Annotated in this window: 8 protein-coding genes and 3 rRNA genes; 7 read left to right on the top strand and 4 right to left on the bottom strand. The window is 64.0% G+C overall.

All coding sequences use genetic code 11. The annotated features are described in order from the left end of the window. The first annotated feature begins 7 nt into the window (after window positions 1-7). Window positions 8-775: a sulfite exporter TauE/SafE family protein gene (locus OG782_RS07755; protein ID WP_406448658.1), complete on the top strand. Its 768-nt coding sequence runs from the start codon at window positions 8-10 to the stop codon at window positions 773-775. Between the two features lie 60 nt (window positions 776-835). On the opposite strand, the gene OG782_RS07750 is transcribed toward OG782_RS07755, so the two are convergent. From OG782_RS07750 to OG782_RS07740, 3 genes are all read right to left on the bottom strand, one after another. After that, complete coding sequence (locus OG782_RS07750; protein WP_406448657.1) at window positions 836-1,342, bottom strand: HNH endonuclease; 507 nt, start codon at window positions 1,340-1,342, stop codon at window positions 836-838. Window positions 1,343-1,489: 147 nt separating this feature from the next. Beyond that, complete coding sequence (locus tag OG782_RS07745) at window positions 1,490-2,029, bottom strand: YbhB/YbcL family Raf kinase inhibitor-like protein (protein ID WP_406448656.1); 540 nt, start codon at window positions 2,027-2,029, stop codon at window positions 1,490-1,492. 54 nt (window positions 2,030-2,083) lie between these two features. After that, window positions 2,084-2,866: a sporulation protein gene (locus OG782_RS07740; RefSeq protein ID WP_406448655.1), complete on the bottom strand. Its 783-nt coding sequence runs from the start codon at window positions 2,864-2,866 to the stop codon at window positions 2,084-2,086. A 73-nt stretch (window positions 2,867-2,939) separates the two neighbouring features. On the opposite strand from OG782_RS07740, the gene OG782_RS07735 reads away from it, so the two are divergent. From OG782_RS07735 to OG782_RS07710, 6 genes are all read left to right on the top strand, one after another. After that, complete coding sequence (locus OG782_RS07735) at window positions 2,940-3,581, top strand: DNA-3-methyladenine glycosylase (protein ID WP_406448654.1); 642 nt, start codon at window positions 2,940-2,942, stop codon at window positions 3,579-3,581. Between the two features lie 587 nt (window positions 3,582-4,168). Beyond that, window positions 4,169-5,694 (top strand): 16S ribosomal RNA (locus tag OG782_RS07730). A 308-nt stretch (window positions 5,695-6,002) separates the two neighbouring features. After that, window positions 6,003-9,127: ribosomal RNA gene (locus OG782_RS07725) — 23S ribosomal RNA — on the top strand. A 111-nt stretch (window positions 9,128-9,238) separates the two neighbouring features. After that, window positions 9,239-9,355 (top strand): 5S ribosomal RNA (gene rrf, locus OG782_RS07720). The 16S, 23S and 5S rRNA genes sit together here, the layout of an rRNA operon. A gap of 213 nt (window positions 9,356-9,568) precedes the next feature. Beyond that, on the top strand, window positions 9,569-11,095 hold the full coding sequence (locus tag OG782_RS07715) for a hypothetical protein (protein WP_406448653.1): 1,527 nt from the start codon (window positions 9,569-9,571) through the stop codon (window positions 11,093-11,095). Next, window positions 11,095-11,850, top strand: coding sequence for a tetratricopeptide repeat protein (locus OG782_RS07710; RefSeq protein ID WP_406448652.1), 756 nt, complete (start codon window positions 11,095-11,097; stop codon window positions 11,848-11,850). The genes OG782_RS07715 and OG782_RS07710 overlap by 1 nt, the downstream gene beginning before the upstream one ends. Before the next feature lie 55 nt (window positions 11,851-11,905). Here the strand turns inward: OG782_RS07710 and OG782_RS07705 are convergent, their stop codons facing one another. Beyond that, the gene (locus OG782_RS07705) at window positions 11,906-13,183 is read right to left on the bottom strand and encodes a DUF1015 domain-containing protein (protein ID WP_406448651.1); all 1,278 of its coding nucleotides are present in this window, start codon (window positions 13,181-13,183) and stop codon (window positions 11,906-11,908) included. Window positions 13,184-13,252: the final 69 nt, after the last annotated feature.

Genomic DNA, 13,252 nt, shown 5'->3' with positions numbered 1-13,252 from the left:
ATCCGGCATGAACATCTGGGAGATGCTCGCGGTCTTCGCCGCGGGCATCAGCGCGGGCACGATCAACACGATCGTCGGCTCGGGAACGCTGATCACCTTCCCCGTGCTGCTCGCCACCGGCCTGCCCCCGGTCACAGCCACCGTCTCCAACGCACTCGGACTGATCCCCGGCTCCATCAGCGGCGCGATCGGCTACCGCAAGGAACTCCAGGGCCAGCGCCGACGCGTCCTCAAGCTCGCTGTCGGTGCCATGATCGGCGGCCTCACCGGCGCGACCCTGCTCCTGACGCTGCCCTCCACCGCCTTCGAGACCATCGTCCCGGTCCTGGTCGCCATGGCCCTCGTCCTGGTCATCCTGCAACCGCGCATCAGCAAAGCGGTCCAGCGCCGACGCGAACACAACGGCACCGCGGCCCGCCCCGACGGCGGGCCGCTGCTCTTCATCGGTCTGATGCTCGCCAGTGTCTACGGCGGCTACTTCACCGCCGCCCAGGGGATCATCTACCTCTCCCTGATGGGCATGCTGCTCGACGACACCATGCAGCGTCTCAACGCCGTGAAGAACGTCCTGGCCGCCGTCGTCAACAGCGTCGCCGCGCTCTTCTTCCTCTTCGTCGCGGACTTCGACTGGACGGCCGTCGTACTGATCGCGGTCGGCTCCGCGCTCGGCGGCCAGATCGGTGCCAAGATCGGCCGCCGGCTCAGCCCCACCTTCCTGCGCGTCCTCATCGTCACGGTCGGAACGGCCGCCATCGTCCAGCTGCTGCTCCGCTGACATACGGAGGCCCGCCTCCTCACGGAAGCGGGCTCCCCTACGTCACCAGGCGTACGACACCTACGCCGCGGACTGCGCCAGCCACTCCGGCAGCGCGGACCGGTCACCGGCCCCCAGCGCCAGCAGCATCGCGTCCGCCGGCGACGGCACGAACGGCTGCTTCAGCAGCGGCATCGCCGCCTGCTCCGGTGTACGCGCCGCCTTGCGGTGGTTGTCCTCGGCGCAGGAGGCCACCGTGTTGAGCCAGGTGTCCTGCCCGCCCTGGGCACGCGGCACCACGTGGTCGACGGTGCTCGCCCGCCGCCCGCAGTAGGCGCACCGGTGCTGGTCCCGGATCAGCACACCCCTTCTGGACCACGGGGCCTGTCTTCGGAACGGCACCCGTACGTACCGGCAGAGCCTGATCACCCGGGGCACCGGAATGTCCACGGCGGCACCGCGCATACGGAGATCGGGGTGCGACTGCTCGACGACGGCCTTGTCCTGCAGAATCAGCACCACCGCACGGTTCAGCGTCACCGTCGACAGCGGCTCGAAGCTCGCGTTCAGCACCAGCGTGTCCCGCATCTCGCCCACCTCCCGTGTGCCGGCCGCCCCCTGGCAGGCCCGGATCAACTCTGTCCGGACAGGCCGTGATGGACAACGCAATAAAAAATGCCCTGCCCTGATCTCTCCAAGACCAGGGCAGGGCAAACAGGGGTGGAAGCTTCGGCTTCACGCGCTCGCGGCGGGCTCCGCGTACTCACCGATCAGCTGGGCGCGGCCCAGGGTGTGGAAACGCAGGTTGAAGCCGACCGCCGCGGGAGACGCGTCGCTGTCGGGACCGAGCTTCTCGCTGTCCACCGCGTACACGGTGAACACATAGCGGTGGTTCTCGCCGGCCGGCGGGGCGGCGCCGCCGAACTCCTTCGACCCGTAGTCGTTGCGGACCTGCACGGCCCCCGCGGGCAGTCCCTCGAACTTTCCGCTGCCCGCGCCCACCGGCAGCTCCGTGACCGACGCCGGGATGTCGAAGACCACCCAGTGCCAGAACCCGCTGCCCGTCGGGGCGTCCGGGTCGAAGCACGTCACGGCGAAACTCTTCGTGTCCGCGGGGAAGCCCTCCCACCGCAGCTGCGGCGATGTGTTCCCCGCCGCGAACACCTGAGCGTCCGCGAGCACGGCTCCCGGGGCGAGATCCTCGCTCACCACGGTGAACGAGGGGACCTCGGGATGGAAGTCGTGCGGCAGCGGGGCCCTCTTCGGCTCGGTCACGTCGGCACCTCTCCTGATCGGTTCTGCTGGGGGAAGGTCTCCTTCCCTCCGACCCTAGAGCCAGTTGCGCTGCCCGCCGACCTGCGCCAGCCACTGGTTGAGGTACGCGGCCCAGTCGGTCCCCTGGAAGTCGTTCAGACCCACCTTGAACGCGCGGTACGAGTCGCTGCCCTCGCTGAAGAGACCCGGCTTCTTGTCCATCTCGAGGACGACGTCCATCTCGCGGTCGTCCGCGACGAACGTCAGCTCGACCTGGTTCAGCCCCCGGTACTGCGACGGCGGGAAGAACTCGATCTCCTGGTAGAACGGCAGCCGCTGACGGGTGCCGCGGATGTGGCCGCGCTCCATGTCCGCGCTGCGGAAGCCGAAGCCCAGCTGACCGAAGGCGTCCAGGATGGCCTGCTGCGCCGGCAGCGGGTGCACGTTGATGGGGTCCAGGTCGCCCGAGTCCAGCGCCCGCGCGATCTCCAGCTCCGTGGTCACCCCGATGTTCATGCCGTGCAGGTGCTGCCCCCCGAACATCGTGATCGGCGTCTCCCACGGGATCTCGAGGCCGAACGGCACGACGTGCACCGCTCCCGCCCGCACCTCGAACGCGCCGCCGAGGCGCAGCTTGGTGAACTCGATGTCCTGCTTGGTCTCCTGGTCCTGGCCCTCGACCTCGACCCGGGCCTGCAGACCGACGGAGAGCCCCTCGACCTGCTGGTCCACGGACCCGCCCTGGATCCGCACCTCGCCCTGAACAACCCCGCCCGGTACGACGTTGAGCTCGGTCAGCTCCGTCTCCACCGAGGCGCCACCGGCACCCATGCTCGCGAGCAGCCGCTTGAAGCCCATGTTTACTCCTCCTAGGTCCTGACCTCTACATACGCGCCATGACCGTAGTCGGTTCCCGCTAACCTCGAACGTCATGATCGATGGCAGGGACTGCACGCCGCTGACGCGGGACTTCTTCGACCGCCCCGTACTGGAGGTGGCACCGGATCTGCTGGGCCGCACCCTGGTCCGCACCACGCAGGACGGCCCGATCGCCCTGCGCCTCACCGAGGTGGAGGCGTACGCGGGAGAGGTCGACCCCGGATCCCACGCCTTCCGCGGCCGGACGCCCCGCAACAGCGTCATGTACGGACCACCCGGCCACGCATACGTCTACTTCACCTACGGCATGTGGCACTGCCTGAACCTGGTGTGCGGTCCGGAGGGCATGGCGAGCGGTGTGCTGCTGCGAGCCGGCGGCATCCTCGATGGCGCCGACCTCACCCGTAAACGTCGACTCTCGGCCCGCAATGACCGGGAACTGGCCAAAGGGCCGGCCCGCCTCGCGACGGCCCTCGACATCGACCGGACCCTGAACGGCACCGACGCCATCGCGCACCCCGGGGCCTTCCTCTCCGTACTGCACGGCACCCCACCACCCCGCGACCAGGTACGCAGCGGTCCGCGCACCGGAGTGGGCGGTGACGGAGCCACGCATCCGTGGCGCTTCTGGATCGACGGCGACCCGACGGTGAGCCCGTACAGGGCCCATGCGCCACGCCGACGGTCAACTTGACTCGCCCTTGGGGGACGCCTAATGTAGTCCGAGCCGCTTGACACGGGTACAGCTTTCGGTTCGATCCATCGGATCGCATGCCGGACAGACTCGAAGCGGCCAACCACTACCTACGACTCACCCCAGAGGGTGCGAATTTCGGCGTGCCGAAATTCAGGCCCACTGACTCGATTATGAGTAACCGGGGGAATCGGCTAAAGTAGTGAACACGCCGAAAGGGAAAGCGCGAAAGCGAATTCCTGGGAAGCAAAGCAAAACCCGCTTCGACCGGGAATCGGACACGAAAGAGTCTGATAGAGTCGGAAACGCAAGACCGAAGGGAAGCGCCCGGAGGAAAGCCCCAGAAAATGTTCTGAGGGTGAGTACAAAGGAAGCGTCCGTTCCTTGAGAACTCAACAGCGTGCCAAAAGTCAACGCCAGATACGTTGATACCCCGACCTGCTTCGGCAGGTTCGAGGTTCCTTTGAAAGTCCTACGAGGCCACTGGCCTGGTAGGCAATGCACACAGCGAGGATTCAGTGGACGACCGGTCATATTCCGACATGGTCGTTCCGCTCTCGTGGTGTCTACCCGATTACGGGAAAACATTCACGGAGAGTTTGATCCTGGCTCAGGACGAACGCTGGCGGCGTGCTTAACACATGCAAGTCGAACGATGAAGCCCTTCGGGGTGGATTAGTGGCGAACGGGTGAGTAACACGTGGGCAATCTGCCCTTCACTCTGGGACAAGCCCTGGAAACGGGGTCTAATACCGGATAACACTTTCCCTCTCATGGGGGATGGTTAAAAGCTCCGGCGGTGAAGGATGAGCCCGCGGCCTATCAGCTAGTTGGTGGGGTAATGGCCTACCAAGGCGACGACGGGTAGCCGGCCTGAGAGGGCGACCGGCCACACTGGGACTGAGACACGGCCCAGACTCCTACGGGAGGCAGCAGTGGGGAATATTGCACAATGGGCGAAAGCCTGATGCAGCGACGCCGCGTGAGGGATGACGGCCTTCGGGTTGTAAACCTCTTTCAGCAGGGAAGAAGCGAAAGTGACGGTACCTGCAGAAGAAGCGCCGGCTAACTACGTGCCAGCAGCCGCGGTAATACGTAGGGCGCAAGCGTTGTCCGGAATTATTGGGCGTAAAGAGCTCGTAGGCGGCTTGTTGCGTCGGTTGTGAAAGCCCGGGGCTTAACCCCGGGTCTGCAGTCGATACGGGCAGGCTAGAGTGTGGTAGGGGAGATCGGAATTCCTGGTGTAGCGGTGAAATGCGCAGATATCAGGAGGAACACCGGTGGCGAAGGCGGATCTCTGGGCCATTACTGACGCTGAGGAGCGAAAGCGTGGGGAGCGAACAGGATTAGATACCCTGGTAGTCCACGCCGTAAACGTTGGGAACTAGGTGTTGGCGACATTCCACGTCGTCGGTGCCGCAGCTAACGCATTAAGTTCCCCGCCTGGGGAGTACGGCCGCAAGGCTAAAACTCAAAGGAATTGACGGGGGCCCGCACAAGCAGCGGAGCATGTGGCTTAATTCGACGCAACGCGAAGAACCTTACCAAGGCTTGACATATACCGGAAAGCATCAGAGATGGTGCCCCCCTTGTGGTCGGTATACAGGTGGTGCATGGCTGTCGTCAGCTCGTGTCGTGAGATGTTGGGTTAAGTCCCGCAACGAGCGCAACCCTTGTTCTGTGTTGCCAGCATGCCCTTCGGGGTGATGGGGACTCACAGGAGACTGCCGGGGTCAACTCGGAGGAAGGTGGGGACGACGTCAAGTCATCATGCCCCTTATGTCTTGGGCTGCACACGTGCTACAATGGCCGGTACAATGAGCTGCGATGCCGCGAGGCGGAGCGAATCTCAAAAAGCCGGTCTCAGTTCGGATTGGGGTCTGCAACTCGACCCCATGAAGTCGGAGTTGCTAGTAATCGCAGATCAGCATTGCTGCGGTGAATACGTTCCCGGGCCTTGTACACACCGCCCGTCACGTCACGAAAGTCGGTAACACCCGAAGCCGGTGGCCCAACCCCTTGTGGGAGGGAGCTGTCGAAGGTGGGACTGGCGATTGGGACGAAGTCGTAACAAGGTAGCCGTACCGGAAGGTGCGGCTGGATCACCTCCTTTCTAAGGAGCACTTCTTACTCGGTTCGCCGGGTCAGAGGCCAGTACACCGGCGAGTGTTCGGTGCTGGTTGCTCATGGGTGGAACGTTGACTATTCAGTACCTGGTGGTTCAACCGGGTCGTAAGTACTGCTCTTCGGAGCGTGGAAAACGAACCGATTGGATTGCGAGTACTGGGCACGCTGTTGGGTGTCTGAAGGTATGGCCGTAAGGCTGCCTTCAAACGCCGGCCCCAGTGAACTCGCCTGTAAGGCGGGGTGATGGGTGGCTGGTCGTTGCTTGAGAACTGCACAGTGGACGCGAGCATCTGTGGCCAAGTTTTTAAGGGCGCACGGTGGATGCCTTGGCACTAGGAACCGATGAAGGACGTGGGAGGCCACGATAGTCCCCGGGGAGCTGTCAACCAAGCTTTGATCCGGGGGTTTCCGAATGGGGAAACCCGGCAGTCGTCATGGGCTGTCACCCGCTGCTGAACACATAGGCAGTGTGGAGGGAACGAGGGGAAGTGAAACATCTCAGTACCCTCAGGAAGAGAAAACAACCGTGATTCCGGGAGTAGTGGCGAGCGAAACTGGATCAGGCCAAACCGTATGCGTGTGATACCCGGCAGGGGTTGCGCATGCGGGGTTGTGGGATCTCTTTTTCATGGTCTGCCGGCCATGAGACGAGTCAGAAACCGTTGATGTAGGCGAAGGACATGCGAAAGGTCCGGCGTAGAGGGTAAGACCCCCGTAGCTGAAACATTAACGGCTCGTTTAAGAGACACCCAAGTAGCACGGGGCCCGAGAAATCCCGTGTGAATCTGGCGGGACCACCCGTTAAGCCTAAATATTCCCTAGTGACCGATAGCGGATAGTACCGTGAGGGAATGGTGAAAAGTACCGCGGGAGCGGAGTGAAATAGTACCTGAAACCGTGTGCCTACAAGCCGTGGGAGCGTCGCTGTATGTGCTTGCACATGCAGTCGTGACTGCGTGCCTTTTGAAGAATGAGCCTGCGAGTTTGCGGTGTGTTGCGAGGTTAACCCGTGTGGGGAAGCCGTAGCGAAAGCGAGTCCGAATAGGGCGATTTAGTAGCGCGCTCAAGACCCGAAGCGGAGTGATCTAGCCATGGGCAGGTTGAAGCGGAGGTAAGACTTCGTGGAGGACCGAACCCACCAGGGTTGAAAACCTGGGGGATGACCTGTGGTTAGGGGTGAAAGGCCAATCAAACTCCGTGATAGCTGGTTCTCCCCGAAATGCATTTAGGTGCAGCGTCGTGTGTTTCTTGCCGGAGGTAGAGCACTGGATAGGCGATGGGCCCTACCGGGTTACTGACCTTAGCCAAACTCCGAATGCCGGTAAGTGAGAGCACGGCAGTGAGACTGTGGGGGATAAGCTCCATGGTCGAGAGGGAAACAGCCCAGAGCATCGACTAAGGCCCCTAAGCGTACGCTAAGTGGGAAAGGATGTGGAGTCGCAGAGACAACCAGGAGGTTGGCTTAGAAGCAGCCACCCTTGAAAGAGTGCGTAATAGCTCACTGGTCAAGTGATTCCGCGCCGACAATGTAGCGGGGCTCAAGCGTACCGCCGAAGTCGTGTCATTCCAGCATGTACCCCCAACGGGGGCTGGGATGGGTAGGGGAGCGTCGTGTGCCGGGTGAAGCAGCCGCGGAAGCGAGTTGTGGACGGTTCACGAGTGAGAATGCAGGCATGAGTAGCGATACACACGTGAGAAACGTGTGCGCCGATTGACTAAGGGTTCCTGGGTCAAGCTGATCTGCCCAGGGTAAGTCGGGACCTAAGGCGAGGCCGACAGGCGTAGTCGATGGACAACCGGTTGATATTCCGGTACCCGCTTTGAAACGCCCAGTACTGAATCAGGCGATGCTAAGTCCGTGAAGCCGGCCCGATCTCTTCGGAGTTGAGGGTAGTGGTGGAGCCGATGAACCAGACTTGTAGTAGGTAAGCGATGGGGTGACGCAGGAAGGTAGTCCAGCCCGGGCGGTGGTAGTCCCGGGGTAAGGGTGTAGGCCGTGTGGTAGGTAAATCCGTCACACATTAAGGCTGAGACCTGATGCCGAGCCGATTGTGGTGAAGTGGATGATCCTATGCTGTCGAGAAAAGCCTCTAGCGAGTTTCATGGCGGCCCGTACCCTAAACCGACTCAGGTGGTCAGGTAGAGAATACCGAGGCGTTCGGGTGAACTATGGTTAAGGAACTCGGCAAAATGCCCCCGTAACTTCGGGAGAAGGGGGGCCATCACTGGTGATCCGATTTACTCGGTGAGCTGGGGGTGGCCGCAGAGACCAGCGAGAAGCGACTGTTTACTAAAAACACAGGTCCGTGCGAAGCCGTAAGGCGATGTATACGGACTGACGCCTGCCCGGTGCTGGAACGTTAAGGGGACCGGTTAGCTGACTTTCGGGTCGGCGAAGCTGAGAACTTAAGCGCCAGTAAACGGCGGTGGTAACTATAACCATCCTAAGGTAGCGAAATTCCTTGTCGGGTAAGTTCCGACCTGCACGAATGGCGTAACGACTTCTCGACTGTCTCAACCATAGGCCCGGTGAAATTGCACTACGAGTAAAGATGCTCGTTTCGCGCAGCAGGACGGAAAGACCCCGGGACCTTTACTATAGTTTGATATTGGTGTTCGGTTCGGCTTGTGTAGGATAGGTGGGAGACTTTGAAGCGGCCACGCCAGTGGTTGTGGAGTCGTCGTTGAAATACCACTCTGGTCGTGCTGGATGTCTAACCTGGGTCCGTGATCCGGATCAGGGACAGTGTCTGATGGGTAGTTTAACTGGGGCGGTTGCCTCCTAAAGAGTAACGGAGGCGCCCAAAGGTTCCCTCAGCCTGGTTGGCAATCAGGTGTTGAGTGTAAGTGCACAAGGGAGCTTGACTGTGAGACCGACGGGTCGAGCAGGGACGAAAGTCGGGACTAGTGATCCGGCAGTGGCTTGTGGAAGCGCTGTCGCTCAACGGATAAAAGGTACCCCGGGGATAACAGGCTGATCTTCCCCAAGAGTCCATATCGACGGGATGGTTTGGCACCTCGATGTCGGCTCGTCGCATCCTGGGGCTGGAGTCGGTCCCAAGGGTTGGGCTGTTCGCCCATTAAAGCGGTACGCGAGCTGGGTTTAGAACGTCGTGAGACAGTTCGGTCCCTATCCGCTGTGCGCGTAGGAATATTGAGAAGGGCTGTCCCTAGTACGAGAGGACCGGGACGGACGAACCTCTGGTGTGCCAGTTGTCCTGCCAAGGGCATGGCTGGTTGGCTACGTTCGGAAAGGATAACCGCTGAAAGCATCTAAGCGGGAAGCCTGCTTCGAGATGAGTATTCCCACCCTCTTGAGGGGTTAAGGCTCCCAGTAGACGACTGGGTTGATAGGCCAGATGTGGAAGCCCGGTAACGGGTGGAGCTGACTGGTACTAATAGGCCGAGGGCTTGTCCTCAGTTGCTCGCGTCCACTGTGTTGTTCCCGGGTTGCGAACAGTTATCGCACCGGTTGAACAGCGTCACTACTTAATTGAAAAGTGTGCTTGTTCGCTAGAACCCGATAGGGTTTCGGTGGTCATTGCGTTAGGGAAACGCCCGGTTACATTCCGAACCCGGAAGCTAAGCCTTTCAGCGCCGATGGTACTGCAGGGGGGACCCTGTGGGAGAGTAGGACGCCGCCGAACAATCTTTGAAGGACCCTTGGTCCCAGCGTTCAACGCTGGGACCAAGGGTCCTTTTTGTTTTTCCGAAGCGCGTCGGGTGTCCGGCTGCGCAAGAATGTCTGTAGTACCCGATGACAGGAGCACCACCGATGTCCACCAACTCTCCCGACGATCGTTCGGAGCGCGAGCCGCGTCGCCGGGACGGCGGTGACCGGGGCGGCTTCAGCGGCGGTCGTGACGACCGGTCAGGCGGCCAGCGTCGGGACAACGACCGCGGCGGCAACCGTCGTGACGACAGCCGGCCCACCAGTGGTGGCGGCGGTTTCCGTCGCGATGACAGCCGGCCCACCAGCGGTGGCGGCGGCTTCCGTCGTGATGACCGCGACCGGGATCGTGCGCCGCGTCGTGATGACAGCCGTGGTGGTTCGTCCAGCGGTGGTGGGTTCCGTCGTGATGACCGGGCTCCGCGTCGTGATGATGACCGTGGTGGTTCCGGTGGTGGGTTCCGTCGTGACGACAGCCGTGGTGGTTCGTCCTCCGGTGGTGGGTTCCGTCGTGATGACCGGGCTCCGCGTCGTGATGATGACCGTGGTGGGCGTCCCAGCGGTGGTTTCGAGCGTCGTGACGACCGGCCGCGCGGCCCGCGCCGCGACGACGACCGCGGCGGTTCCGGTGGTGGCTTCCGTCGTGACGACAGCCGTGGTGGTTCGTCCTCCGGTGGTGGGTTCCGTCGTGACGACAGCCGTGGTGGTTCGTCCTCCGGTGGTGGGTTCCGTCGTGACGACAGCCGTGGTGGTTCCTCTTCCGGTGGTGGGTTCCGTCGTGATGACCGGGCTCCGCGTCGTGACGATGACCGTGGTGGTTCGGCCGGTGGCTTCCGCCGCGACGACAATCGTGGTGGTTCGTCCTCCGGTGGTGGGTTCCGTCGTGACGACAGCCGTGGTGGTTCCTCTTCCGGTGGTGGGTTCCGTCGTGATGACTGGGCTCCGCGTCGTGACGATGACCGTGGTGGTTCGGCCGTTGGCTTCCGCCGCGACGACAATCGTGGTGGTTCGTCCTCCGGTGGTGGGTTCCGTCGTGACGACAGCCGTGGTGGTTCCTCTTCCGGTGGTGGGTTCCGTCGTGATGACCGGGCTCCGCGTCGTGACGATGACCGTGGTGGTTCGGCCGGTGGCTTCCGCCGCGACGACAATCGTGGTGGTTCGTCCTCCGGTGGTGGGTTCCGTCGTGACGACAGCCGTGGTGGTTCCTCTTCCGGTGGTGGGTTCCGTCGTGATGACCGGGCTCCGCGTCGTGACGATGACCGTGGTGGGCGTCCGAGCGGTGGTTTCGAGCGTCGTGACGACCGGCCGCGCGGCCCGCGCCGCGACGACGACAACCGCAGCGGCGGCTTCCGCCGTGACGACCGTGACCGGGATCGTGCGCCGCGTCGCGACGACGACCGCGGCGGTTCCGGTGGTGGGTTCCGTCGTGATGACAGCCGTGGTGGTTCCTCCTCCGGCGGTGGCTTCCGTCGTGATGACAGCCGTGGTGGTTCGTCGTCCGGTGGTGGGTTCCGTCGCGATGACAGCCGTGGTGGCTCGTCCTCCGGTGGATACCGCGGTCAGCGGGATGACCGGGACCGGGGTGGCTACCGCGGTCGCGATGACCGTGGTGGGTACGAGCGTCGGGATGACCGGGAGCGCGAGCCCATCAAGCGGCTTCCCATCCCCGAGGACGTCACCGGTCACGAGATCGACAAGGACGTCCGCCAGGAGCTGATGAGCCTGCCGAAGACCCTGGCCGAGGACGTGGCCAGGAACCTGGTCATGGTGGCCCGGCTGATCGACGAGGACCCCGAGCAGGCGTACGCGTATGCGCGCATCGCCCTGCGGCTGGCCTCGCGCGTGGCAGCTGTACGTGAGGCAGCCGGCTTCGCCGCCTACGCGACCCAGAAGTACGCGGAGGCGCTGGCGGAGTTCCGGGCGTCCCGGCGGATGACCGGTTCGGTGGAACTGTGGCCGGTCATGGCCGACTGCGAGCGCGGACTCGGCCGGCCCGAGCGGGCCATGGCCATGGCCGGAGAGCCCGAGGTGCAGAAGCTGGACAAGGCCGGACAGGTCGAGATGCGTCTGGTGGCTGCCGGTGCCCGCAGGGACATGGGGCAGATCGACGCCGCCATCGTGACGCTCCAGAGCTCCGAGCTGGCTTCGAGCGCCGTGCACCCGTGGACGCCGCGACTGCGCTACGCGTACGCGGACGCGCTGCTGGCCGCAGGACGCGAGGACGAGGCGCGTGAGTGGTTCGGAAAGGCGCTGGAGGCCGACAAGGACGGCTCCACGGACGCGTCGGACCGCCTCGCCGAGCTGGACGGGGTCGAGTTCGTCGACGCTCTCGGTGACGAGGACGACGCCGCGGTCACCGCTGCCCCGGCGCCGGTAGTCGTCGATGTGGACGACATCGGTGACATCGACGACTTCGACGATGACGAGGACGACGAGGACGAGACCGGCGAGGACGGTCCGGCCAAGGCATAACGCAGCAGAGAAGGGCGGCACCCCCCAGGGGTGCCGCCCTTTTCCGTGTCCGGGGTCAGCCGAGAGTGAGGCTGCGCAGGACCAGGCCCGTGGCCGGCTTGGGGCCGAAGGAGGTCGACTTGCGCGGCATGGTGACGCCTTGGCGGGCCAGGTCCCGGACGACTTCTTCGCGTACCGGATGCATCAGTACCGCCGTGGAGTTGTGGCGCTCCGCCTGTTCGACGGCGGCTGCGGTGTCGTGGATGTAGGCGATGTGCGCCGGGTCGTCGGGGATGTGCCAGACGTGGTCGAGGAGCGTCGTGTGCAGGACCGTCGCGTCGAGGCGCCGCCAGGCCGCCGGCCGGTCCGTCGGAACGGTTCGGGCCAGCAGGGCGTCGTCGGGGCGGTCGACCAGATGGAAGCGGCCGTCGCCCGCGAGCAGGAAGGCGTTGCCCTCGGCCGCCGCACCGGCCAGGGCGTCCAGGGCCCGGGGGAGCGGACCCTCGACGGCGCGGATCCGGAAGAGGCCGGTCAGCGCGGCGAGCGCGTCGGCGACGGGCAGTCCGTGCAGCAGCCGGTGGATGGAGCGCACCCGGAGCGGGTAGCGGGCCGTGTCGACCAGGAGGACCAGGCCGAAGTCCCAGGGGCCGGGGGCGGTGTGCTCCTGCTGGAGCCGGAGATACGTGGCCCAGCGGTGGTGCCCGTCGGCGATCAGGGCCTGATGCCGGGCCAGATCCGATCCGATCTCCGTACGGTCCGCGGGATCGGTCACTGCCCACAGCCGGTGGCTGTAGCCGTCCTCGGTGGTCGTGGCGAGCAGTGGCGGGCGGTGGATCGTGCGTTCGATGACCTGGGTGGCCCCCGTGGCCTCGTCGTCGCTGCGGTAGGTCAGCAGCAGCGGTTCGAGATGGGCCGCGGTGGTCCGCATCAGATCGGCGCGGTCCTCGACGACATGGGCCATCACGTCCTCGTGCGGGAGCACGATGCCGTCGGCGGGGGCGGAGAGCGCCAGCGCACCGACGATGCCCCGCTGCAGGATGTCGCCGTTGCGCTGCTCGTACACGTACAGGGCGGGCTCGGAGTCGGGGGCGAGTATGCCCTCGGCGAGCCAGTGGTTCAGGGTCGTGGCGGCCTGTTCGTGGCGGGCGGCCGCCGTGTCGGCCTGCGGCAGGATCAGGCGCACGATGTTGTGCGGATCCGCCGATTCGAGGTGGAGCAGCCCGTCGGGCCGTACGACGACGTCGTACGGGGGCGAGGTCACCGCGGCGAGGCTGCCGACCCGCTCGGGGACGTAGCGCAGTCCTCGGAAGGGAATCAGACGCAGTCCCTGCTCCGCCCGGCCTCTTGTGTTCATTTCTGCATCGTATGTGCGGTTCGGGGATGCGCGATGATCGGGGGAGAAGCAGGCAACGAGGAGCGCAGG

Origin of the sequence: Streptomyces sp. NBC_00876 (assembly GCF_045207435.1) — a bacterium.
GTDB lineage: Bacteria > Actinomycetota > Actinomycetes > Streptomycetales > Streptomycetaceae > Streptomyces.
This window is presented reverse-complemented; position numbering and strand designations above follow the sequence as displayed.